The organism is Roseitalea porphyridii, from assembly GCF_004331955.1.
Taxonomy (GTDB): domain Bacteria; phylum Pseudomonadota; class Alphaproteobacteria; order Rhizobiales; family Rhizobiaceae; genus Roseitalea; species Roseitalea porphyridii.
Genome location: NZ_CP036532.1, coordinates 1,334,808 through 1,358,369 on the forward strand (window position 1 = coordinate 1,334,808; position 23,562 = coordinate 1,358,369).

Consider the following 23,562-nt stretch of genomic DNA (forward strand, 5'->3'; position numbering starts at 1 on the left):
GCGTGTCCTTTCAGGAAACGGTCTTGGTTGCGGGATAGATGAAGCGCGCGAGAGCGCGGGTCAGGCGGGGCATGATCACGTAGGTCAGCAGCGTGACCTGCAGGACCACCACCAGAAGCAGCCTGAGCGGCAGCGGCCAGCCGCCGATCAGCGGCGCGAGCGCCAGGTTGAGGACGAGCACCAGCGTGAAGACCACGGCGATCAGCAGAAGCGCCATGCGGTGCGGGGAGGGCTGGGCGACGACCGTGCCCGGCGGCGGATCGAACCAGACCTCAAGGCCCGTCATCCGGTCCCAGACGGCATCGCCGTCGACGTGCGGCGCGATCTCGGCGAGAAAGCGTGCGCGCATATCCGAGCGCTCGAAGGCTTCGAGGTTCTCGAGCGAATCGAAGCGAAAGATGCTGGTGTATTCGCGTTCGTCCGCCTTTGGCCGATGCAGTTCGGCCCCGATATAGCCGGGCAGGTCGGCGGCGGCGCCGGTCAACCGTTCCAGCCAGTCCTCGTAGGCGGCCTGCGAGCCTGGCCTGACCCGGCGGCGGGCGACGACCGTCACGGGCCCGCTCATGAGCGCGCTCCGCGTTCCAGCGCCGCCAGGGCCCAGTTCCGGCCCTTGCCGCGGGCGATCGCCTGATTGATCCAGACCAGCGCGTAGGGTTCGAGCAGGCGCGCCTTCGTGATGTCGCCTGCATCGAGCGGCTCGAAGCCCAGATCGGCAAGAAGGACGGCGACGCGCGCCTTGGCGGGCTCATTGTCGCCGGCCATGAACATCGCCGGTGGTACCGGAAAACCGGAGGCATCGGCCATGATCTCGGCGCCGACCTGGTTCAGCGTCTTGACCACATGCGCGTCGGGCAACCAGGCGGCGACCTGCTCGCCGCCCGACGTGTCGTGCCCGAGCGCAAGGCCCATCCCCAGCGGCGTGCGCGCGATCGGGTTCATGCAGTCGATCACGGTCTTGCCCGCAAGACCGCCCAGTTCACCGACGACGCTCTCGGCTGCCGCCCAGGGCAGGGCAAGAACGATGGTCCCGGCGTTCGCTGCAGCATCGCCCGGCCTGGCGACGTCCGCGCCGAGGGAAGTGGCGAACGTTCGGGCCGGTTCGTCGCCGCCTGCGCGCACGCCCAGGGTCACGGTGTGACCGGCGCGCCGCCAAGCGGTGGTCAGGGCCCGTCCGACATTGCCGGCGCCGATGATGGCTATCTGCATGGTCCGCTGCTTCCCGCTTGGCGTGGCGATGACGGCGGGATAGAACCTCGGCGAATGAAACAAAAATGAAATCGATAAATGAGTGATATCGATAGAACTTCATTACGTCAGCTTGATCTGACGGTGCTTCTGGTCTTTCTGGCAATGATGCGTCACCGCAAGGTCGTGTCGGTGGCTGCCGAGATGGGGCTGACGCAATCGGCGATCAGCCATTCCCTAAAGCGGCTTCGGCAGGCCTTTTCCGATCCGCTGTTCCTGCGGCAGCCGCATGGCATGGAGCCGACATCGGTCGCGCTGGCGCTCGAACCCGTGATCCGGTCCGCCGTCGAAACGCTCGACGCGGCGCTGCGCACGCCCGCGCCCTTCGAGCCGGCGACCGCCGAAGGCACGGTCCGGCTTGCGGCCAACGACAATGAGATCGCCACGCTGTTGCCGGCGCTGCTGTCCGATCTGCACCTGGCCGCGCCCGGCCTGCGCGTCAGCGTCCAGGCGCTCGATCGCAGGGCCGCCGCCGCCGCGCTGGCTTCGGGCGAGATCGATCTGGCTCTGGGCTTCTTTCCGAGCCTGCCGGCAACGCTGGAACGGTATGAACTGTTTGAGCAGGGGTACCGCGTTGTCGCCCGCGCCGGGCATCCGCAACTCGCGGAAAGGCTCGATCTGGAGACCTATCTGAAATGCCGCCATGTGATCGTCTCGCCCCGGGGCGATCTGACCGGCATTGTCGATGCGGCGCTCGAAGAAAGGCGTCGGAAGCGGGTCGTGAGCGCGGCGCTGCCCTTTTTCATGCCCGCGCTCGAAACCGTGGCGACCACCGATCTCATTGCCACGCTGCCCGAGCGGTTGGTGATCCGTCATGGCGAGCGCTTCGGCCTTTCGGTATTCGCACCGCCCCTGGCACTGCGCGCGATCGCCATTTCCGCCATTGTGCACAAGCGCAACGCGGCAAGCCCGCTGCACACATGGCTGATCGGCCGCCTCAATGCCCTGTTCGGCTGACGTCCAACCGTCTTGACAGTCCGGCCGATCTTGCGCACCAAGCGCCCGCTCGCCGGGAGGAACCGGAGGAATTCATGTCGATCGCATTCACATTCCCCGGTCAGGGGTCCCAGGCCGTCGGCATGGGCAAGGACCTGGCCGATGCCTTCCCCGAGGCCTGGGCCGTGTTCGAGGAAGTCGATGCGGCGCTGGGCGAAAACCTCTCCAAGACCATGTGGGAGGGGCCCGAAGACCAACTCACCCTGACCGCCAACGCCCAGCCGGCGCTGATGGCGGTGTCGATGGCCGTGGTCCGCGTGCTGGAGACCCACGGCTTCAAGGTCTGGGAGAAGGCGGCGTATGTGGCCGGCCATTCGCTTGGCGAATACTCCGCCCACGCCGCCGCCGGCACTTTCACGCTCGCGGACACGGCCCGGCTTCTGCGCGTGCGCGGCAACGCCATGCAGGCCGCCGTTCCGGTCGGCAAGGGCGCCATGGCCGCGATCATCGGCCTTGACCATGAGGGCGTTCAGGCGCTGTGCGATGCGGCGTCCGACAAGGGGGCCTGTCAGATCGCCAACGACAATGGCGGCGGCCAGATCGTCATTTCGGGCGCCAGGGATGCGGTCGAGCACGCCGCCGGCAACGCTAGGGAAAAGGGCGCCAAGCTGGCCAAGCTGCTGCCCGTCTCCGCGCCCTTCCATTCGGCCTTGATGGCGCCGGCCGCCGACGCCATGGCCGAGGCGCTGTCCTCGGTGCGCGTCTCGCGGCCGATGCTGCCGGTGATCGCCAATGTCCAGGTCGCGCCGGTGACCGAGCCGGATGCGATCGTCGAGAGCCTTGTGGCGCAGGTCACCGGCCAGGTGCGCTGGCGCGAGACGGTCGAATGGTTCGCCGCCAACGGCGTCACCGACCTCGCCGAGGCAGGAACCGGCAAGGTGCTGACCGGTCTGGCCCGGCGCATCGACCGCAGCGTCAACGCCGTTGCCATTTCGACCCCGGCCGATATAGAAGCGTTTGTCGAACAGAACGCCTGACTGAAGATCGGGCGCCAACAACACGACGGGGACAGCCATGATCGATCTGAGCGGCCGCAAGGCGCTTGTGACCGGCGCGTCCGGCGGTATCGGCGAGCAGATCGCCCGTGAGCTGCATGCGCAGGGCGCCACGGTCGGCCTGCACGGCACGCGTGCCGAAAAGCTCGAAGGGCTCGCCGCGGACCTGGGCGAGCGCACCCATGTGCTGCCGGCAAACCTGTCGGACCGCGATGCGGTCGACGATCTGGCCAAGCGCGCCGAGGAAGCACTCGAGGGCGTCGACATCCTCGTCAACAATGCCGGCATCACCCGCGACGGGCTGTTCGTGCGCATGTCCGATGCAGACTGGGACGCGGTGCTCGAGGTCAACCTGACCGCCGTCTTCCGGCTGACGCGCGCGCTCACCCATCCGATGATGCGCCGCCGCTGGGGCCGCATCGTCAACATCACCTCTGTGGTCGGCGTGACCGGCAATCCGGGTCAGGCCAACTACTGCGCCTCCAAGGCCGGGATGATCGGCTTCTCGAAATCGCTGGCCCAGGAGATCGCCTCGCGCGCCATCACCGTCAACTGCGTCGCGCCGGGCTTCATCGAGAGCGCGATGACCGAGAAGCTCAACGACAAGCAGACCGAGTCGATCATGGGGGCCATCCCGATGAAGCGCATGGGCACGGGCGCCGAAGTGGCCGCCGCCGTCGCTTTTCTGGCCTCCGAGCCGGCCGGTTACATCACCGGCCAGACCATCCACGTCAATGGCGGCATGGCCATGATCTGAGGCCCGAAACGGCCTTCAGAAGCGTCAACAAACTTCCAGCCCCGCCCGTGTTTCATCTTGATTAGGCTGACCGGTGCGGATAGTCACGAGCCAACTAAATCGTATCAAACGAGGATTTCCGACATGAGTGATGTTGCAGATCGGGTCAAGAAGATCGTCGTCGAGCATCTGGGGGTCGATGCCGAAAAGGTCACCGAGAGCGCGAGCTTCATCGACGATCTGGGCGCCGACAGCCTCGACACGGTCGAGCTCGTCATGGCCTTCGAGGAAGAATTCGGCGTGGAAATCCCCGACGATGCGGCCGAGACGATCCTGACCGTCGGCGACGCCGTCAAGTTCATCGAAAAGTCGACGTCCTGACGCCAGCGAGCCTGTCCGGTCCGCTTCGGTCCGAGCCTGAAATGCAGATGCGTCGAGTCGTCATCACCGGTATCGGCATGGTATCGCCTCTCGCGGCGAACGCCGAAATGTCGTGGTCGCGCCTGCTCTCGGGCGCCAGCGCCGCGCGCAAGGTGACCGAGTTCGAGGTCGACGATCTGCCCGCGCAGATCGCCTGCCGCCTGCCATTCGGCGACGGCTCCGACGGCACCTACAATGCCGACGACTGGATGGAGCCGAAGGAACAGCGCAAGGTCGACGATTTCATCGTCTATGGCATGGCCGCCGCCGACCAGGCGCTGGCCGACGCCGACTGGCACCCCGCCTCCGACGAAGACCAGATCGGCACGGGCGTGCTGATCGGCTCGGGCATCGGCGGCATCGAGGGCATCGTCGAGACCGGCTACGTGCTGCGCGATCGCGGCCCGCGGCGTGTCTCGCCCTTCTTCATCCCCGGCCGGCTGATCAATCTGGTCAGCGGCCAGGTCTCGATCCGGCACGGCCTGCGCGGTCCGAACCATTCGGTCGTCACCGCCTGCTCGACCGGCGCGCACGCCATCGGCGATGCCAGCCGCCTGATCGCGCTGGGCGATGCCGACGTGATGGTCGCCGGCGGCGCCGAATCGCCGGTCTGCCGCATTTCGCTGGCCGGGTTCGCGGCGTGCAAGGCGTTGGCGACCAAGTTCAACGACAATCCCGAAGCCGCCTCGCGGCCCTATGACCGCGATCGCGACGGGTTCGTGATGGGCGAGGGCGCCGGCATCGTCGTGCTCGAGGAACTCGAACACGCCAGGGCGCGCGGCGCGAAGATCTATGCCGAAGTGGTCGGCTACGGCATGTCGGGCGATGCCTATCACATCACCGCCCCTTCCGAGGACGGCGAGGGCGCCGAACGCTGCATGCGCGCCGCGCTCAAGCGCGCCGGCGTGGCGCCCGCCGAGATCGACTACATCAACGCCCATGGCACCTCGACCATGGCCGACACGATCGAACTGGGCGCCGTCGAGCGCGTGCTGGGCAACGCGGCCGGCAAGGTTTCGATGTCGTCGACCAAATCGTCGACCGGCCACCTTCTGGGCGCGGCCGGCGCGGTCGAGGCGATCTTCTGCGCCCTGTCGATCCGCGACCAGGTCGTTCCGCCGACGCTCAATCTGGACAATCCCGACGTCGATACCGCGATCGATCTGGTCCCGCACGAAAAGCGCGAGCGGACCGTCGACATCGCCCTTTCGAACTCGTTCGGCTTCGGCGGCACCAACGCTTCGCTCGTGCTGCGTCGCTACGACGCCTGAACCGGCCCGTTCGGGCCGTTACCCACCGGTTTTTCGCCACAAAGGCTTCTATTGTGCGGGCCGATGCATTCATGAAATACCTCGATCGGCATCGTTGATTTGCGACCTGTCAACGGGCGCGCGCCGGGCAATGGTCCGGGCCGGGCGGCGCCGGTGAGGGGTCAAACAGACGTCAGGGAAAACACACGTGAGCGAGAATACCCGTTTTGGCCGGGCCAAGCCGAAGCCGGCGCCACAGGCGAACGATCCGGTCGCGTCCGGTTCCGGCGGCCGGCCGATCCCGCGTTCGGCGTCTCAGGCGCTGAGGCCGCAGGAGGGCGTCGAACCGCCAAGGCGCCGCCGCGCCCGGGCCGCCCGCAGCCAGGTCGTCATCTTCGCCAATTTCCTGTTCACGCTGTTCGTGCTGGCGCTCGTCGGGCTCGGCGCGGCGATGTATCTGGGCAAGGTTCGGTTCGAGCAGCCGGGCCCGCTTGAAGCCTCGACCACCTACATGGTCCGTCCGGGGGCGACGCTGATCCAGATCGCGAGCGGCCTCGAACGGCGTGGCATCATCTCGAACGCTCGTCTGTTCGAACTCGGCAGCCGCGCCTATGGCACCGAGGACGACTTCAAGGCCGGCGAGTTCGAGATCCGCGCAGGCGCCTCGATGAAGGATATCATGGACACGATGGTCCAGGGCGTCGCGATCCTGCATCCGCTGACGGTGGTCGAGGGCACGACCGTCTACCAGGCGTTTCAGAAGATCGCGGAACACGAGATGCTTTCGGGCGAGATGCCCGACGAGATGCCACCCGAGGGCATGCTGATCGCCGACACGCAGAAGTTCACGCGCGGCACCGAACGTCGCGACATCATTGCCCGGATGATCGACCAGCAGGAGCGCCTGGTCCAGCAGATCTGGGAAAAGCGCGATTCGGATCTGCCGATCGACGACATCAACGAGTTCGTCACGCTTGCCTCGATCGTCGAAAAGGAGACCGCGCTCGCCGAGGAGCGTCCGCGCGTCGCCGGCGTCTTCGTCAACCGGCTCGAACGCGGCATGCGCCTGCAGTCCGACCCGACGATCATCTACGGCTTGTTCGGCGGCGAGGGCAAACCGGCCGACCGGCCGATTTACCAGTCCGACATCGAAAGCCAGACGCCCTACAACACCTATGTCATCGATGGGCTGCCGCCCGGTCCGATCGCCATTCCCGGCCGCGCGTCGCTCGAGGCCGTCGCCAACCCGGCGCGCACCGAAGAGCTCTACTTCGTCGCCGACGGAACTGGCGGGCACGCCTTCGCGCGCTCGCTCGACGAGCACAACGCCAACGTGCGGCGCTGGCGGCAGATCGAAGCCGAGCGCGCCGCCGCCCGCGAAGCCGCCGAAGAAGAAGTTACGATTGACGCTCCGTCGGACGCGGACGGTGAGGGCGAAACGCAGAACTGATCGCACCGGCTTGGGGGAACGGGACATGGCAACGGCCGACATCCAGTCCATGACGGGTTTCGCCTCGGCCCGCCGGGTGATCGGCGGCGTGCGCTACACCTGCGATATCCGCTCGGTCAACGGCCGTTCGCTGGACGTCAAGCTGCGCCTGCCGCCCGGCCTTGAAGCGCAGGAAGCGGCCATCCGCAAGCAGGTCGGCGGGCGCATCGCGCGCGGCAACCTGCAGATCACGATCGGCGTCGAGGCGGCCGACATGGCCGAGGCGGTGGCGATCGATGCCGACGCTTTCCGTGCGCTCGCCGCCCAGGCGACGGCCCTTTCGGTCGAGACCGGGCTCGCGCCGCCCACGACAGACGGACTGCTGCCGCTGCGGGGCGTCGTCATTGCGCGGGAACGTCAGGATGGTGGCGACGGCGCGGACGGCGACGAGATCGCCGCGCTTCTCGGCGAAGCGCTCGACGGGCTGCTGAAGGCGCGCCTTGCCGAAGGCGCAGCCATGGCCGCGCTGGTCGCCGGCCATGTGGACGCGATCGAGGCGCTGGTCGCGCGCGCCGCCGCCGATCCCGAAAGCCGGCCCGACGCCATGAGGGCGCGCCTTTCCGAACAGATCGGCCGTCTGCTTGCCGATACGCGCGCCGACGGGCTCGACCCCGCGCGTCTGAACGCGGAGGCGGCGCTTCTTGCCACGAAAGCCGACGTGACCGAGGAACTGGGCCGGTTGACGGCGCACGTCGCCACGGCGCGCGAGCACCTGGCGACCGGCGGCGCGATCGGCCGCAAGCTCGATTTCCTGGCCCAGGAGTTCAACCGCGAGGCCAACACGCTGTGTTCGAAGTCGCCATCGACCGGCCTGACGGCGATCGGCCTTGAACTGAAATCGGTGATCGACCAGTTGCGCGAACAGGTGCAAAACCTGCAATAGGGCGAAGGATCGGTCGGGGACGGGACGGGGTGCTGGGGGCGGCGATGAGCGAAAACAGCGAGGGAGTGGGCGCACGGATCGCCCGGCGCGGATTGATGCTCGTGCTGTCGTCGCCGTCGGGCGCGGGCAAGTCGACGCTTGCACGCAACCTGATGGAAACCGATCCCGGCTTCCAGCTTTCGGTCTCGGTGACGACGCGCGCCCGGCGGGGCAGCGAGATCGAGGGTGTCCACTATCGCTTCGTTGACGAACGCACCTTCATGCGCATGCGCGAGGACGACGATCTGCTCGAATGGGCCGAGGTGCACGGCAACTACTACGCAACGCCCCGCCAGCCGGTCGAGACGGCGATGTCGGAAGGCCAGGACATGCTGTTCGACATCGACTGGCAGGGCGCCAAGCAGATGACCGAGAAGATGCGCACCGACGTCGTCTCGGTGTTCATCCTGCCGCCGTCGATGGCCGAATTGCGCGCCCGGCTGATGCGCCGTGCCGAGGACCGCGCTGAGGTGATCGAACAGCGCCTCAAGAACGCGGCCATCGAGATCGAGCACTGGCGCGAATATGACTATGTGATCGTCAACGACGATCTCGATCGTGCGTTCGAGGCGATCCGCGCCATCGTGCGGGCCGAGCGCCTGCGCCGCAACAGGCGGCCGGGCTTGTTCGACTTCGTCAACGATCTGCTCGCCGCGGACTGGTCGCGCGATCCGTCCTCATAGGGCGTTCGCCAGCGCGCAGAATTCGGCGACCGTAAGCGTCTCGGCGCGCCGTGTTCCGGTGATGCCGGCCCGCTCCAGCAACGCCGTGCCGCCGAGCGGCTTCAGGCTCTGGCGCAGCATCTTGCGCCGCTGGCCGAAGGCGTGCCGCGTCACCGTCGCCAGCCTGTCGCCCGAACACGGTATCGGTTCGGCCCGGGGCGTCAGATGGACCACGGAAGAGGTCACCTTCGGCGGCGGCCGGAATGCCTGCGGTGGCACGTCGAAACAGATCCGTGCCTCGGCCCGCCAGCCGGCGAGCACGCCGAGCCGCCCGTAGGCGCCATCGCCGGGACCTGCCACGATCCGTTCGGCCACCTCGCGCTGGAACATCAGCGTCAGCGACGCCCAGAAGGGCGGCCATGGATCGGCGGTCAGCCAGCCGACCAGCAGTTCGGTTCCGACATTGTAGGGCAGATTGGCGACGATGACGGTGCGGTCTGAGCTTGTCGCAAGCGCGGCGTAATCGACGGTCAGCGCATCGGCCTCGATGACCGTAAGGCGGTCCTGGTAGTGCGCGGCGACTTCCGCGAGCGCGGGCAGGCAGCGGGGATCGCGCTCGATTGCGACGACCCTGTCGGCCCCTTCCATCAGGAGCGCCCGCGTCAGCCCGCCCGGGCCCGGACCGACCTCGATCACCGTGGTGCCGGTCAGGTCGCCGGCCTGTCGGGCAATCTTCCCGGTGAGGTTCAGATCGAGCAGGAAGTTCTGGCCCAGCGTCTTGCGAGCGGCCAGCCCGTGCGTATCGATCACCGTCCGCAGCGGCGGCAGCCCGTCGATCGCCGGACGCTCGCTCACGCCGCCGCCGGCAGCGCGCGCGCCATCCGCGCCGCCATTCGAAGTGCGGCGATGAAGCTGTCCGGCCGCGCGGCGCCGGTGCCGGCGATGGCAAAGGCAGTGCCGTGGTCGGGCGAGGTGCGTACGAACGGCAGGCCGAGCGTGACGTTGACGCCCTCGTCGAAGTCGAGCGCCTTGGCCGGGATCAAGGCCTGGTCGTGATACATGCAGACCGCCACATCATAGCCGGTCCGCGCGGCCGCGTGGAACATCGTGTCGGCCGGCAGGGGCCCGGTCGCGTCGATCCCTTCCGAGCGCGCCTTTTCGATGGCCGGGGCGACCACCGCGCGATCCTCCGCGCCCAGGGCGCCATCCTCGCCCGCATGCGGGTTCAGCCCGGCCACCGCGATCCGGGGGCGGGCGATGGCGAACCGCGTCTTGAGGTCGCGGTCGGCGACCCGGATCGTCTCGAGGATCAGTCCGGTCGACAGCGCGCCGGGCACCGAGGCCAGCGGCATGTGGATCGTCACCGGAATGGTTCGCAGGTTGGGTCCCGCGATCATCATCACCGGACGGACAGCCTGCCCGGTGTGGCGCTCGGCCAGTACGGCGAGATATTCGGTGTGTCCGGGATGGGCAAAGCCGGCCTCGTAGAGCGGTTTCTTGGCGATCGGCGCGGTCACCACGGCGCTCGTCTCGCCGGACAGGGTCAGCGCGACGGCCCGGTCGATCGCCTCGATCACGCCGGCGGCGTTGCCGGGCAGGGGCGTGCCGGGCTGCCCGGCGAGCCTGTTCGTCAGCGGAACAACGGGCAGCGATGTCGGAAACACGCTCGCTGCGCTCGCCGGATCGGCGATCTCGACCGGAACATCCAGTCCGAGATGTCTTGCCCGACGGGCAAGCTGTTCGGGGTCGCCGATGCAGATGAAGGGCGGAAGCGCGGTCCGATGCCGCTGCCATGCCGAAACGATGATGTCCGGGCCGATACCCGAGGGTTCGCCGCAACTGACGGCGAGCGGCGGTGCGTCGTTGTCCGTCACGGCCGCGCCGATGCCCGTTCAGCGGCGCTGGATGCGCGCATTCGCCCGCAGTTCTTCAAGGAACTCCGCGCCGACGTCGCCGCCATCGGATTCGAGCGCCTCGGTGGAGAATTCGAGCTGCGCGACCCGGTCGTCGCTGACCTGCCGCGCCCGGCACACCACGATGAACTCGACGCCGCGCTCGGTTTCCTTGACCGGCGTCGTCTGTCCTGTCTGCAGGCCGGAGATGTCCTCGGCCCAGCGTGACGGGAGCTGCAGTTCGAGCACCCGGCCAAGATCGCGCACGGTGACGTCGCGCAGGCCCTGGGCGAGGCTGACGGTGCGCTCGCAGTCGCTGACCAGACCGCGCATGCGGTTGGCCTCGGTGCGGCGCGCCGAGAGCAGGCTGCCGCGCTGGTTTTCGGGCACCACGAAGATCACCTGCTGGAGGATGTATTCGGTCGAGGTCGGCTTCTGGCCGCCCTGTTCGAGCATACGCGCGACCGCCTCCTGCTCGCTCATCATCTGGTTGCCGGCGCGGGCTCTGAGCTGGACGGTCTGGCCCCAGCCGATCTGCAGCCGGATGAACTCCTTGAAGTGGTCGACGGTCACGCCGGACTGGCCGAGGATCTGCATCATCTGGCTGGGCGACATGTTGTTGCGCTGCGCGAAGTTGGCGAAGGCATCGTCGACCATCGAATCGGGAATACGGATGCCGGCGCGGCGCACAGCATCGCGCTTGAGCGCTTCCTCGATCAATTCGTCGGTCGCCGCCTGGGTGACGTTGCCGCCGCGCTGCTGCAGGCGCAGGAACGCCGCCCGCCGGGCGATGTCGTAGCTGGTGACAATCTCGTCATTGACGATCACGCGGATTTCGGAAGCCGCGGCGGGCGTCGTCGACAGGTTCCCCAGGTGCGTGAACGCGGCGGCGAAGGCAAGCGTCGCAAGGGCGATGCCCAAGGTTCTGGAACGTCGATTGGTCATGGCGATCCTCAACAGATGGCCTCCCTGTCTTTGGCGCCCGTCATATCGGCCGCGCGCCCCAATCTCAAGCTTGACCGGCCGACTGCGCCGCCAACGCGGCGAAACGATGACATCGCCGACAGGCCCCGGACCCGGTCGGCATCGTCAGAAGTCCACGCTTGTGGATGAGGCGCCGATATCGCCAAGCGTCCGGGCGCGGAAATAGACGCCGAAATTGCGGTTGACCGCTTCGGTCGTGTCCACCGTCTCCTCGTAGGAGAACAGGAACGAGAAGCACTCGTCGTCATAGGCAAGGCCGATCGACCGCGCCGTCAGGCGATCATTGGTGATGTCGAACTTCGCCGCGCCCAGAACCCGCCAGTATTCGGCGAAGCGAACCGATCCGCTTCCCGAAACCTCGTGCCGGTCCGCCGCAAAGCCGTAGGTCGGCTGCGCCTTCTGGACCGCATAGTTGGCCGCAAGCGCGATCGTGCTGTTGGTGAAGGACAGGCCGGTCTCGGCCCGGCGCACCGCGAAAGTCGTTTCGTCGAAGCGGGCGTCGGCGGTCGCCGAGAAGCCGGACCCGTGTCGTACGCCGGCGTGCGCGACATAGTCCGACCGGTCCGTCTCAAGCCCCGAATCGGCGCCCGCATTGACCAGATCGGCGTCGTCGTAGGGATTGTCGCCGGCAAGGTGGAAGGACTGGCCAACCAGGGCCGTCGCGCTCCAGCCGCCGCCGAACTGGCCGTTGTACCGCACGCCCACATTGGCGCGAACACCACCCTCGAGCCTGTCGTAGCCGGAGAACTTGTCGCGCGAGAACAGGTTCGAGGCATCGAACACAAGGCTCTGCGCATCCTCGTTGGGAAGGACCGTATCGTCGGGTGCGTCGGGCCGCGCGAAAACCTGCCCGACCGGCTCGATCACGTGGCTTGAACCCGGACCCGCCACGAGCACCGGCCAGCGCGCCTCGATGCCGGCGGTGGCCATGCCCCGCCAGTGCGTGCCGTTGGCGGCGAGCGGCGTGCCGACGGTCTCCATCGTCTGCGACAGCGGACCCGTCGCGGCCACGTCGAGATAGGTCGTGTCGCCCTGGGCGTGCAGGATCGGCGTCACCAGAAGACCGCCGGGCGAGGTGAAGGTCCGCTTCCACTCGGTTTCGGCCGTCAGGCGCCATGAGCCGCCGTCTGTTCCGAAGGTGGCGAAATTGTCGTTGATCGGACCGGCCGCAAGCCGCGTGTCGGCCTGGTCGCGCACAATGCCGCGCGTGTTCAGGCTGAAGGCGAGTTCGCCGCCCGCCACCGGTTCGGACAGGACGTAGTCATAGTCGACGCTCGGCAGCACCGTGGGCTGACGCGGCCCGCTGCCAAAGGGATCGGGGACGTTCTCCTGAACGTCGAAATGCATCACCCGCGCATCGAAATGGTTGCGGCCGGCGAGCCCGGTGAGCCAGGCCTCGTTGCGGAACACATACTCGCTGAAGCCGCCCACCGAATAGGTTCGCGAGAAGTTCTTGTCGGTCTGCAGCAGCCCGTTCCAGCCGAACTGCCAGCGCGGATTGATCGTGAACCGGCCCGTCGTGCCGATCATGCCGCGCGTGGTCTCCATCCGGTCGACCGTACCCGCGCCGAACGCGTCAGGGCGGGCCTGCTGGATGCCGGCGATCTTCAGCGTGTAGATGCCGTTTTCCAGCCGGTGCCGGAATTCGGCCTCGCCCAGAAAGCCCTGACGCGTATAGCCGGTGCCGGTCAGCGTCAGATCGTAGTTGGGCGCAAGGTTGATGAAGAAGGGGACCGATACGCCCAATCCCAGCTCGTCGGCGAAGCTGATGCCGGGGGTCAGGAAGCCGGTCTTGCGCTTGACCGTCGGATCAGCCGTCGTGAACACCGGCAGCCAGGCGATCGGGACGCCGAAGAACTCGAAACGCGCGTTCTCGAATCGCACCGTCTTCTCTTCGCTGTTCCAGATCGTGCGCTGCGACTTGATCTGCCACAGCGGCGCCTTCTCGGGGCGCTCCTCGCAGGGCTCGCACGCCGTGTACAGGCCCTGGTTGAAGACGGTGACCTCGCCATCGCGGCGCTCGGCGCTTTCTGCTGCGAAACGCACATTGTCGGGCGTGACGACACGCAGCGTGTTCAGGAAACCGTCGCGGAAATCGTCGGTGATGTCGATCTCGTCGGCCGTCAGGCGCACACCGTCCGGCTGCAGGATCTCGACATTGCCCACCGCCACCATTCGCGCGCTGTCATCGATGTAGATGACGCGGTCGGCGACGAGGCGGGTGCCGTCATAGTCGATGCGCACATTGCCGATCGCCGAGATCGTGCGGTCGTCATTGTTGTAGACCAGTTCGTCCGCCTGCAGCAGCAGGGGTGCGTCGGGATTGGAGGCGGTCAGCTGGTCGATGCCGCTCTGGCCGAGCGCCGGCAGGACGAAGGGCACCGGACCGGCGAGCAGCCCGAGCAGTCCCGCGCCGGCCAGCAGGTGACCGACGGTCGGGCCGCGTCGCGGCTTGTGTTGAACGGTCTTACGGCCGTTCCCCATCTTTCCCCCTCGGCTACGCATCACCCGTCTTCGTGATTGAGAAGATACCCGATTCCGAACAGGATTCCGCCCACCACCGGAAGCCACGCGGCGACCACCGGCGGCATGGCGCCCGCGCCGCCGAACGACTTGGCCAGCGCCGTGACGACATAAAGCAGAAAGCCGGCGGCGACGCCAGCGACAATCAGGCGCGCCGACTGGCCGAACCGCACGAAGCGCAACGAGACGGTCGCGGCGATCATGGTCATCGCGACCATCAGGGCCGGCAATGCTATAAGCGAATGATATTGCATCGAAAAGGGTGCGGCCGGCACGCCGAACGAGCGGGCCGCCTCGATCTGGCGGCCAAGCGAATAGATCGGCACCATCTCGGGCGGCACCAGCGCCTGCCGGATCGCCTCCTGATCGAGCCGCGTCGGAACGATCATCTGGTCGGTGCGCACCGGGCGCCGCCGCGCGACGCTCGTGGTCACCGCCTCGAGCACCCAGCGGCCTTCCTCGAGCCTTGCGCGATCGGCATCGTGCCGTGCAAGCACGCGCTGGTCGGCGCCGATCTCCAGAAACGTCGCTTCGTAGAGCGAGACCTGCTGGCCGGCGACCGTCTTGGCGGTGATGATGAAGGCGCCGCCACCCTCGCGGCCCTGTCGCAGCCACGGCTCCCGCGTTTCGAAGAGACCGCTGGTGCCGCTGCCGCGCCAGCTTCCCTCGATCGCCTGGGCCAGCGAGAAGCCGTTCGCCGCGAGCGGGTTGAGGATCAGCGTGCCGGCCAGTCCGATGATCAGCGCGGCCGCCCATGTCGGCGTCAGGAACTGCCAGGCGGACATGCCGGCCGCGCGCGCCACGACCAGTTCATACTTGCGGTTGAGCGCGATCAGCGTGGCGATCGTCGCAAAAAGCATCACGAAGGGCAGTGCCACCTGCAGGATGAACGGCACGCGCATCGCCGAGATGCCGAGCGCCCGAAGCGCGGTGTAGTCGGGAAGGCTGCCGGTGCGGTTCGACAGTTCGGTGAAGTCGACCAGCAGCGCGAGGGCCGCGATGGCGAGCGTGAAGTAGCCGACCATGCGCAGAACGCGCAGGAAGACGTAGACCTGAAGCGTGCGGGCCTGCATCGCGATCATGATGCGGCCGCCCCGGCCCGGCTGGGACCGCCAAGCTTTCCGGCGAAGCGCTGCACGGCGAGCATTGCGCGGTCGGGAACCGCCACCGTCCAGCCGCGCAGATACATCAGCACCGAAAGCGCGATACCCCCGAGCGGCACCGCATAGAGAAGCCAGAACAGGGCCCCGTCGATCTTGATCGTGTTGTAGGCGAAATAGCTGCCCCAGCGATAGCCGAGCCCCGCACCGAACGCGAGAACGACCGTCATGATGCTGGTCGTCCGGTGGGAACGGGGTTGTCCGGCGAGCACCAGCGCCACGAGCGCGAACAGGATCGGATAGAGCCATTCGCTCAAGCGCCGATGCAGTTCGCCGCGCGCCAGGCCCGGCCACGTGTTGAGCGTCGGATCGTTCGCATCGGGATCGAGCAGATAGGCCGTCTCGCGCTCGTGCGGCAGGTAGGTGTGGCTGCCGGTGGCGCTGCCGAAGCGCGCCAGATCGACGGCATAGCTCTGAAAGCGGATGATCGAGACCTGCCCGGTGGCGACCTCTGTGCGGTGCAGTTGCCCCTCGCGCAGGACCAGGAGGCTCACATCGCCGCTGTCGTCGACGACGGCCTCCTGCGCGAACTGCAAAAGATGGGTCTCCGGATTGCGCTTGTCTGCGATCATGACCCCGCTCAGGCGTCCGCCGGCGTCCTTGCGGTCGACATAGATCGTCAGCCCGTCCTCGACCTCGGTGAAGCGTCCGTCCTGGATCAGCGTCGCCAGCAGATCGGTGCGCAGGTCGGTGACGATGTCGCGCACCGCGCGGTTGGCGCGCGGCTCGACGAGATGGCTGACCAGAAACACCGTCGCCCCGAGCGCGACGGCGACGATCAGGACCGGCCGCGCGAACGCCATCCGCCCGATGCCCGAACCGGCCATCACGGGCATCTCGCTGTCCGCGTTCATTGCGTTGAGAACGTTCACCGTTCCGATCAGCAGGCCGAAGGGCAGCGTCAGCGTGACGAATTGCGGCGTGAGCAGCACCATCATCGTCAGGAAAGCACCGATCGACCCGGCCGACCCTGTCGCGAAGTCGATCCGGGTGACGGCCTGCGTCACCCAGACCACGGCCAGGATCGCCGCGAAGGCGCTCAGCGAGGCGATGGCGACACGCCGGAAGATGTAGCGTTCAACGGTTCTCAAGCGAGCGGCTTGTCCTTGCTGCGGGCGCCTTTCGGATGCTCCGATTCGTGACCGCCATATCCCCCCGCGCGGCCCGCGGCACTCGTTTCATAGTGTCGGTCCAAAGCTAACAATGTGGAAAACCCGACGGTTAATGAACCATTGCGGCCGCATCCGGGCCTTGCTATCGCCGCCGGCAACACCAAAATCAAGCCATCTCCCCGCCACGCCCGCTCAAGGTTTCGTCATCCATGTCCATGCTTCCCACGATCACTTTCGCCAAACCCGCCCCCGTCAAGAAGGGAGCGGCGCTGTTCGTCGCCGCCGAAGGCGACGACATCGGTGCCGTCGTCGGCGAGCTCGACGGCGAGGGCGTGGTCGCCCGGGCCGCCTCCATCGCCGAGTTTACCGGCAAGGCCAAGGCAACACTCGATGTGCTGGCGCCGGCGGGCAGCGCCGCGAGCCGGATCGTGGTGATCGGCGCGGGCAAGGCCGACGAGGCGGGCGAGGGCGACTGGCGCGCCATCGGCGGCGCCGCGCGGGCGGCACTTGCCAAGGAGAAGCTGGTCACCCTGTCGCCCGGCGAGGCGATGGACGCCGAGGCGCTTGCCGCGTTCGCGCAAGGGTGGCTGCTGCGCGCCTACCGGTTCGACAAGTACAAGACCGTCAAGAACGGCAAGAACGGCAACGGTGACAATCCGGTGGCCCAGAAGCTGGTCATCCAGACCGACAAGGCAAGCGCGGCCAGGAAGGCGTGGGAGGATGCCGAGGCCGTGGCGCGCGGCGTCATGCTGGCGCGCGATCTGGTCAACGAGCCGGCCAACATGCTCGGCACGGTCGAGTTCGCCGACCGGGGCAAGGCGCTCGAGGCGCTGGGCGTCGAGGTGGACGTGCTCGACGGCGAGCAGATGGAAAAGCTCGGCATGGGCGCGCTGCTGGGTGTCGCGCAGGGCTCCGAACGGCCGCCGCGCCTTCTGGTGATGAAATGGAATGGCGGCAAATCCAAGGACAAGCCGGTCGCCTTCGTCGGCAAGGGCGTCGTCTTCGACACCGGCGGCATCTCGATCAAGCCGGCCGGCGGCATGGAGGACATGAAGGGCGACATGGGCGGCGCGGGCGCGGTGATGGGCCTGATGCATGCGCTGGCCGCGCGCAAGGCGAAGGTCAACGCGGTCGGCCTGATCGGCCTTGTCGAGAACATGCCCGACGGCAAGGCGCAGCGCCCCGGCGACATCGTCACCTCGATGTCCGGCCAGACCATCGAGGTGATCAACACCGACGCCGAGGGCCGGCTGGTCCTCGCCGACGTTCTGACCTACGCCAACCAGACCTTCGAGCCGCGCGCGATGGTCAATCTGGCGACGCTCACCGGGGCGATCCTCGTCGCGCTCGGCCAGGAGCATGCGGGCCTGTTCTCGAACGACGACACGGTCGCCGAAGGGCTGACGAAGGCCGGCGAAGCGAGCGGCGAGAAGGTCTGGCGCCTGCCGATGGGACCCGAATACGACAAGCTGATCGATTCCAAGTTCGCCGACATGAAGAATGTCGGCGGCCGCAACGCCGGCTCGATCACCGCCGCACAGTTTCTCAAGCGCTTCGTCGGCGACACGCCCTGGGCGCATCTGGACGTCGCCGGAACCGCGATGGCTTCGCCCGCCGGCGATTTCAACCAATCCTGGGCTTCGGGCTACGGCGTGCGCCTGCTCGACCGCTGGGTCCGCGACGTCTACGAGGGCTGAACGGAGCGCCAGGCGCGATGACCGAAGTGACCTTCTACCATCTGACCGAGACCGCGCTCGAAGCGGCGCTGCCGGGCCTTGTCGAGAAATCGCTGGCCCGGCAATGGCGCACCGTGATCCAGGTGCCCGACGCGCAGGCCTGCGAGGAGGTCGACATGATGCTCTGGACGCACGAGCCTGTCTCGTTCCTGCCGCACGGGCGTGACGGCGACGAACCGGCCGCCGACCACCCCGTGTTCGTGACCGCCTCGACCGACAATCCGAACGGCGCCGCCATCCGGTTCGTCGTCCGCGGCGCCGCGCCGGACGGCGATCTTTCGGCCTACCAGCGGGTCGCGATCATGTTCGACGGTCAGGATGACGAAGCGGTGCAGCAGGCGCGGGGCCACTGGAAGACGCTGAAGGCGGACGGCCACACGCTCGCCTACTGGAAGCAGTCGCCCGAGGGGCGCTGGGAAAGGGCCGCCTGACATGCTGCGCCGAATCGGAACCGCATTCATCCTGTTCGGCGTGATCGGCCTTTGGGCCTATCCGGTCTGGTTCGGCACCTACTACAATGTCGAGTTGGGCACCTACCGCGTCTACGACGCCGATGGCGGCTTCCGCTCGCTGCCGACCGTGCCCCTGTCGCCGGCCGCCGTCCCGCTCGAGATCGACCTGTCGGGCCGGGCCGAGGAGGCGGGCGGCGCCGGACAGCCGCCCAACCTGACGCTGGTCATCAACGGACCCGAGCGGACCGCCTTCGCCGAGGTCATCGATCTCGAACGCGCCGAGGGGCGCGGCGAGGGGGCACTCGCGGCGGAGATCGTGGTGCGCGGGTCCCTCGAGGACGGCCCGCACCGGTTCGTCTTCGGACCGGGCGACCGCGACGGCACCCAGATCGCGTTCATGGACATGACACTGACCGCGGCGGTTTCCGCGCCGGACGGTCGCGTCGCACCGGTGTCCTGGGGACTTCTGGCGCTCGGCGTCGCGATGGTCGTCCTGCCGCTGTTCCGCCGCCGGCGTCGGACAAGGAGCGCCGATGGCGGCAAGCCCGCCAAGGGCCGGCGGAAGACGTCGAATATCGGGCGCGGCGTGCCGCTCGAGCGTGACGCGCGCAAGGCCGACAAGCCCAGGCGCCGCTGGGGTCGCGGTGACGACCGGGGCTGACCCGTTTCAACCGGCCCCGCTCGCGGCATCCTCATATTCGGCCGAAAGCGTCAGCCACCGCTCTTCCCAGGCGGCGCGCTTCTGTTCGGCCTCGGTCCGCTTGCGCGACAATTCGGCGACCCGCTCGCCGTCGGCGGCAACCTCGGGCCGCAGGAACTCCGCATCGATCGCCGCGATCACCCGGTCGGCCTTGTCGACGAGCCCTTCGAGTTCGCTGATCCGCTTGCGCATGGGCGCGAGATCCGCGCGGCGCGCCGCCGCCTGCTTGCGTTTGTGCCGGGCGTTCGACGCGGGCGCTTCGGCCTGACGCGCACCCGAGGAATCGCGCTTGAGGATCAGGGCGCGGTAATCGTCCAGATCGCCGTCATAGGGCGACACCGTGCCGTCGGCGACAAGCCAAAGCCGGTCGGCCGACGCCTCGATCAGGTGGCGGTCGTGGCTGATGACGATCACCGCGCCCTCATAGGCGTTGAGCGCTTCGGTGAGCGCTGCACGGCTGTCGATGTCGAGATGGTTGGTCGGCTCGTCGAGGATCAGAAGGTGCGGCGCGTGGTGGGTCGCAAGGGCGAGCGCCAGCCGCGCCCGCTCGCCGCCCGACAGCTCGGCCGCCGGCGTATCCATCTTCTCGGTCGTCAGGCCGAAACCGGCCACCCGCGCGCGAACCCTCGCCTCCGCCTCGTCCGGATAGAGGGTGCGGAAATGGTCGTAGGCCGACCCTTTCGGGTTCAGATCGTCGAGCTGGTGCTGGGCGAACATCGCAACGCGCAGCTTGTCGGCGCGGGTCATCGTGCCCGCCTCCGGCGCGAGCCGCCCGTCGAGCAGCTTGGCGAAGGTCGACTTGCCGTTGCCATTGGCGCCCAGCAGCGCGATCCGGTCGTCATGGTCGATGCGCAGGTCGAGCCGCGTCAGCACCGGCGCGCCCGGCGCATAGCCGACGCTGGCCTTTTCGAGCGCGATGATCGGCGAGGCGACCTGCCGGGCGGGCGAAGGAAAGCGGATCGGCGCGACCGTCTCGTCGACGAGAACGGACACTTCGCCCATCTTCTCGAGCGCCTTCAGCCGGCTCTGCGCCTGCCGCGCCTTGGAGGCCTTGTAGCGGAACCGCTCTACGAAGGCCTCCATGTGCTTGCGCTTTGCCGCCTGCTTTTCCGCCATCTTGGCGCTCAGTTCGGCCTTTTCGGCGCGCGTGCGGGCGAAGGTGTCGTAATTTCCGCGATAAACGGTCAGCTTGCGGTGCTCGAGGTGCAGGATCGAGGTCGCGCAGGCGTTCAGAAGGTCGCGGTCGTGGCTGATGATCAGCACCGTGTGCGGATAGCGCTGGATATAGTTTTCAAGCCACAGCGTGCCTTCCAGATCGAGATAGTTGGTCGGCTCGTCGAGCAGCAGCAGATCCGGCGCGGTGAACAGCACCGAGGCGAGCGCGACGCGCATGCGCCAGCCGCCCGAAAAGGACGCGCAGGGCCGTTGCTGGTCGGCCGCGTCGAAACCAAGGCCCGACAGGATCGCGCCGGCGCGCGCCTCGGCGGAATGGGCGTCGATGTCGGCCAGTCGCGTATGGATGTCGGCGATGCGTGTGGCGTCCGTTTCGGTCTCGGCGGCCGCCAGCAGCGCGGTCCGCTCGGTGTCGGCGGCGAGCACCGTGTCGAGCAGCGTGTCCTCGGTACCCGGCGCCTCCTGCGCCACCTGGCCGATGCGCACATTCTTCGGCACGCCGACAGCGCCGCTCTCGGGCGTGGTCTCGCCGGCGATCAGCCGGAACAGCGTCGTCTTGCCGGTGCCGTTGCGGCCGACGAAGCCGCACTTGGCGCCCGCCGGCAGCGTTGCCGACGCGCCCTCGAACAGCGCCCGCCCTGCGATGCGGTATGTCAGGTCCGTGATCTGCAGCATGGGCGCTGTTTGGCGCAGCCGGCCAGCGGGAGCAAGGGCGCAAACCGAACGTCGTGCGCACCCTTGGCAATCAAGGGCGGCCCGGCTATAGGGCCGCCATCTGACCCCAATCTCCCCAATTCACCGTCATAAAGGGTATCACGATGGCGATCGAACGCACCTTTTCCATGATCAAGCCGGATGCGACCAAGCGCAACCTGACCGGCGCGATCACCAAGATCTTCGAGGACAACGGCCTGCGCGTCGTCGCCGCCAAGCGCGTGTGGATGAGCCGCCGCGACGCCGAGGGCTTCTATGCGGTCCACAAGGAACGTCCGTTCTTCGACGAACTGTGCGAGTTCATGTCGTCGGGCCCGACCGTCGTGCAGGTGCTCGAGGGCGAGAACGCCATCGCCAGGAACCGCGAGATCATGGGCGCGACCAATCCGGCCGACGCGGCCGACGGCACCATCCGCAAGCTCTACGCCAACTCGATCGGCGAGAACTCGGTGCACGGCTCGGACGCACCCGAAACGGCCGCCGAGGAAATCCGCTACTGGTTCGCCGAGACCGAAATCGTCGGCTGATCGGCCACGATCGCACGATCAAAAGGCCGGGCCGTCGCGCCCGGCCTTGTCTTTTCGCCGCTAGGCTTCGATGGCGAGCACCTCGAAATGGGCGCGCACCGAAGCCGTCAGGGGCGTCGACCGGCGGCTCTCGAGATCGGTCAGGACGATGACGCTGTCGGCGGTGGCCGTGCACGCATCGCCGACGAACAGCGCCTGGCTGAGCGTGACCGAAGAGTTTCCGATCCGCGATACGCCGCTCGCGACGATCACTTCGCCGGGAAATCTCATCTCGCCCAGGAACCTTATCGTCAGTTGCGCGATGACGAACTGCGAGCCGGCGGGCGGCAACCCTTTGTCGACATCGTAAAGGAAGGCGACCCGTCCGCTTTCGAACAACGTCGCGAAGACGGCGTTGTTGATGTGACCCTGCTGGTCGGTGTCGCCGAACCGCAACCGCTCGACGACATGGTGCGGAAAGTCTGCGGATCGGGGCGAGGGGGCTGCGTCGGGCATCGGTCGGGCTGGCTCCGGTTGCATTGATTGATCGCAATTACATCGGCGCGTCGGGTGACAGAATGCCCTATCGACGTGCGTTAAGCGGGTTCTAAGCTTTGTGGATGATTATGGGACAGTACAAATCATGACCGGGGGCGATGTGAGCGTCGTTGCGTCCGAAAGCGAGATGACCGCCCTGGCCGGAGAACCCTATCCGGCTTATGCGCGCGAGGAACGCATTGCCGACGGCGTCATGCACGCGCTCGGCGTGCTCGCCAGTCTGATCGGTTTTTCCTTCGTCTACGTCTTCGCCTTCACGACCCTGTCGATCCCGCTGAACACGGCCCTTCTGGTTTACGGTCTGACGGTGGTCGCGCTGTTCTGCTTTTCGGCCGCCTACCACATGACGCCCTGGCCGGAATACCGGCCCACGCTGCGCCGGTTCGACCAGGCCGCGATCTTTCTGAAGATCGCCGGCTCCTACACGCCCGTGGTCGTGCTGATCGGCGGCGCCTTTGCCTACGCGATGCTGGCCATGATCTGGGCGGCGGCGCTGCTGGGCGCAGCGGGCAAGCTGTTTTCGGGCGGCATTCTCGATCGCTACACGGTGTTTCTCTATCTCGGCATGGGCTGGGTCAGCCTGCTTCTGGTGTGGCCCATGTTCACGACCGTGCCGTTCGTCGATGCCTGGCTGATCGTCGCCGGCGGACTGATCTATTCGGTCGGCGTCATCTTTCACCAGTGGGACGGGCTGAAATACCAGAACGCAGTCTGGCACGGCTTCGTCTTCGCCGCCTCTGCCTGCCACTTCATCGCGATCGTGCACGCGGCCTTCACGCTCTCTGCCTGAGCCTGAGGCCCTTGTTCAGCTTCTGAGCATGAAGATCAGCAGGATCGAATAGAGCAGGATCCCGCCGGCGATCAGGAACACCTGATAATTGTTGGAGACGGTCGCCTTGGTCTGCTCGGAGACGCGGTCGAGCAGTTCGGGCCATGTGTAGGAGACGAAGTCGCCCTGCGTCATGATCGAAACGAGCTTGCCGCCATCGTCGACGATCGGCAGGCGGCGGAAACGTTCGTTCGACATCATGCGCAGCCAGTCCTGCAGATCGTCGGTTTCCTTGGCGACGCGGACATCGCGGGTCATGATGTCGGCGAGCTTGGTCTTTTCGGCATCGCGCTGCTTGTTGACCAGCCGTTTCATGATGTCGCGCTCGGTGACCATCCCGACCACCTTCTCGCCGCCGTCGACGATGATCACGGAGCCGTAGTCCCTTTCGGACATAGCGGCGACGGCCTCGGCGACCGTCACGTCGGCCGTCATGGTCAGCGGCTTCGGCTTGGACGCATATTCGGGACGATCCATGATCCGCATGGGGGTCTCCTCTGGTTGAAAC

Annotated in this window: 24 protein-coding genes; 13 read left to right on the top strand and 11 right to left on the bottom strand. The window is 67.2% G+C overall.

The window, feature by feature from the left end; all coding sequences use genetic code 11:
• Window positions 1-10 precede the first annotated feature (10 nt).
• A complete protein-coding gene (locus tag E0E05_RS06505; protein ID WP_131615984.1) occupies window positions 11-565 on the bottom strand; it encodes an antibiotic biosynthesis monooxygenase in 555 nt (184 codons plus the stop codon).
• Window positions 562-1,206: an NADPH-dependent F420 reductase gene (locus tag E0E05_RS06510; protein ID WP_131615985.1), complete on the bottom strand. Its 645-nt coding sequence runs from the start codon at window positions 1,204-1,206 to the stop codon at window positions 562-564. Before E0E05_RS06510 ends, E0E05_RS06505 begins: the two co-directional genes overlap by 4 nt.
• Window positions 1,207-1,284: 78 nt before the next feature.
• Between E0E05_RS06510 and E0E05_RS06515 the strand changes: the two genes are divergently transcribed.
• From E0E05_RS06515 to gmk, 8 genes are all read left to right on the top strand, one after another.
• Window positions 1,285-2,202, top strand: coding sequence for a LysR family transcriptional regulator (locus E0E05_RS06515; RefSeq protein WP_131615986.1), 918 nt, complete (start codon window positions 1,285-1,287; stop codon window positions 2,200-2,202).
• Between the two features lie 74 nt (window positions 2,203-2,276).
• Entirely contained in the window at window positions 2,277-3,218 is a 942-nt protein-coding gene (fabD, locus tag E0E05_RS06520; RefSeq protein ID WP_131615987.1) for an ACP S-malonyltransferase, read from the top strand.
• Window positions 3,219-3,255: 37 nt separating this feature from the next.
• The gene (fabG, locus tag E0E05_RS06525; RefSeq protein WP_131615988.1) at window positions 3,256-3,993 is read left to right on the top strand and encodes a 3-oxoacyl-[acyl-carrier-protein] reductase; all 738 of its coding nucleotides are present in this window, start codon (window positions 3,256-3,258) and stop codon (window positions 3,991-3,993) included.
• Between the two features lie 123 nt (window positions 3,994-4,116).
• On the top strand, window positions 4,117-4,353 hold the full coding sequence (locus E0E05_RS06530) for an acyl carrier protein (protein ID WP_131615989.1): 237 nt from the start codon (window positions 4,117-4,119) through the stop codon (window positions 4,351-4,353).
• Window positions 4,354-4,400: 47 nt separating this feature from the next.
• Window positions 4,401-5,663 (top strand): beta-ketoacyl-ACP synthase II, encoded by a 1,263-nt coding sequence (fabF, locus tag E0E05_RS06535; protein ID WP_131617924.1) that lies wholly within the window; start codon window positions 4,401-4,403, stop codon window positions 5,661-5,663.
• Window positions 5,664-5,940: 277 nt separating this feature from the next.
• On the top strand, window positions 5,941-7,092 hold the full coding sequence (gene mltG / locus E0E05_RS06540) for an endolytic transglycosylase MltG (RefSeq protein WP_244598053.1): 1,152 nt from the start codon (window positions 5,941-5,943) through the stop codon (window positions 7,090-7,092).
• A 25-nt stretch (window positions 7,093-7,117) separates the two neighbouring features.
• On the top strand, window positions 7,118-8,014 hold the full coding sequence (locus E0E05_RS06545) for a YicC/YloC family endoribonuclease (RefSeq protein ID WP_131615991.1): 897 nt from the start codon (window positions 7,118-7,120) through the stop codon (window positions 8,012-8,014).
• A gap of 44 nt (window positions 8,015-8,058) precedes the next feature.
• Window positions 8,059-8,736, top strand: a complete 678-nt coding sequence (gene gmk, locus E0E05_RS06550) for a guanylate kinase (protein WP_131615992.1) — start codon at window positions 8,059-8,061, stop codon at window positions 8,734-8,736.
• Here the strand turns inward: gmk and rsmA are convergent.
• The 6 genes from rsmA to lptF all read right to left on the bottom strand — a co-directional run bounded on the left by rsmA (window position 8,731) and on the right by lptF (window position 16,365).
• Window positions 8,731-9,570: a 16S rRNA (adenine(1518)-N(6)/adenine(1519)-N(6))-dimethyltransferase RsmA gene (gene rsmA, locus E0E05_RS06555; RefSeq protein ID WP_131615993.1), complete on the bottom strand. Its 840-nt coding sequence runs from the start codon at window positions 9,568-9,570 to the stop codon at window positions 8,731-8,733. The genes gmk and rsmA overlap by 6 nt on opposite strands.
• Window positions 9,567-10,589, bottom strand: a complete 1,023-nt coding sequence (gene pdxA / locus E0E05_RS06560; protein WP_131615994.1) for a 4-hydroxythreonine-4-phosphate dehydrogenase PdxA — start codon at window positions 10,587-10,589, stop codon at window positions 9,567-9,569. Before pdxA ends, rsmA begins: the two co-directional genes overlap by 4 nt.
• 18 nt (window positions 10,590-10,607) lie before the next feature.
• The gene (locus E0E05_RS06565) at window positions 10,608-11,552 is read right to left on the bottom strand and encodes a SurA N-terminal domain-containing protein (RefSeq protein ID WP_131615995.1); all 945 of its coding nucleotides are present in this window, start codon (window positions 11,550-11,552) and stop codon (window positions 10,608-10,610) included.
• A gap of 144 nt (window positions 11,553-11,696) precedes the next feature.
• The gene (locus tag E0E05_RS06570; RefSeq protein ID WP_131615996.1) at window positions 11,697-14,075 is read right to left on the bottom strand and encodes an LPS-assembly protein LptD; all 2,379 of its coding nucleotides are present in this window, start codon (window positions 14,073-14,075) and stop codon (window positions 11,697-11,699) included.
• A 20-nt stretch (window positions 14,076-14,095) separates the two neighbouring features.
• Window positions 14,096-15,196: an LPS export ABC transporter permease LptG gene (gene lptG, locus E0E05_RS06575; RefSeq protein WP_244597980.1), complete on the bottom strand. Its 1,101-nt coding sequence runs from the start codon at window positions 15,194-15,196 to the stop codon at window positions 14,096-14,098.
• Window positions 15,193-16,365, bottom strand: a complete 1,173-nt coding sequence (lptF, locus tag E0E05_RS06580) for an LPS export ABC transporter permease LptF (RefSeq protein WP_158629290.1) — start codon at window positions 16,363-16,365, stop codon at window positions 15,193-15,195. Before lptF ends, lptG begins: the two co-directional genes overlap by 4 nt.
• Before the next feature lie 230 nt (window positions 16,366-16,595).
• Between lptF and E0E05_RS06585 the strand changes: the two genes are divergently transcribed.
• From E0E05_RS06585 to E0E05_RS06595, 3 genes are read left to right on the top strand one after another with little or no spacing between them, the layout of a single operon-like run.
• Window positions 16,596-18,083: a leucyl aminopeptidase gene (locus E0E05_RS06585; protein ID WP_131615998.1), complete on the top strand. Its 1,488-nt coding sequence runs from the start codon at window positions 16,596-16,598 to the stop codon at window positions 18,081-18,083.
• Window positions 18,084-18,100: 17 nt separating this feature from the next.
• Window positions 18,101-18,553 carry a DNA polymerase III subunit chi gene (locus E0E05_RS06590; protein ID WP_039723232.1) on the top strand — a complete coding sequence of 151 codons (453 nt, stop codon included), beginning with the start codon at window positions 18,101-18,103 and terminating at the stop codon, window positions 18,551-18,553.
• A 1-nt stretch (window position 18,554) separates the two neighbouring features.
• Window positions 18,555-19,235: a hypothetical protein gene (locus E0E05_RS06595; RefSeq protein ID WP_131615999.1), complete on the top strand. Its 681-nt coding sequence runs from the start codon at window positions 18,555-18,557 to the stop codon at window positions 19,233-19,235.
• Window positions 19,236-19,241: 6 nt separating this feature from the next.
• Here the strand turns inward: E0E05_RS06595 and E0E05_RS06600 are convergent, their stop codons facing one another.
• Entirely contained in the window at window positions 19,242-21,122 is a 1,881-nt protein-coding gene (locus tag E0E05_RS06600; protein ID WP_131616000.1) for an ABC-F family ATP-binding cassette domain-containing protein, read from the bottom strand.
• A gap of 143 nt (window positions 21,123-21,265) precedes the next feature.
• Between E0E05_RS06600 and ndk the strand changes: the two genes are divergently transcribed.
• A complete protein-coding gene (gene ndk, locus E0E05_RS06605; protein ID WP_131616001.1) occupies window positions 21,266-21,688 on the top strand; it encodes a nucleoside-diphosphate kinase in 423 nt (140 codons plus the stop codon).
• Window positions 21,689-21,748: 60 nt separating this feature from the next.
• Here ndk and E0E05_RS06610 read toward each other — a convergent pair whose 3' ends face one another.
• Entirely contained in the window at window positions 21,749-22,183 is a 435-nt protein-coding gene (locus tag E0E05_RS06610; protein WP_131616002.1) for an acyl-CoA thioesterase, read from the bottom strand.
• Between the two features lie 127 nt (window positions 22,184-22,310).
• Here E0E05_RS06610 and trhA point away from each other — a divergent pair, with 127 nt between their 5' ends.
• Entirely contained in the window at window positions 22,311-23,015 is a 705-nt protein-coding gene (gene trhA, locus E0E05_RS06615; RefSeq protein WP_244597982.1) for a PAQR family membrane homeostasis protein TrhA, read from the top strand.
• Window positions 23,016-23,030: 15 nt separating this feature from the next.
• On the opposite strand, the gene E0E05_RS06620 is transcribed toward trhA, so the two are convergent.
• Complete coding sequence (locus tag E0E05_RS06620; protein WP_131616003.1) at window positions 23,031-23,540, bottom strand: CBS domain-containing protein; 510 nt, start codon at window positions 23,538-23,540, stop codon at window positions 23,031-23,033.
• Window positions 23,541-23,562 lie beyond the last annotated feature (22 nt).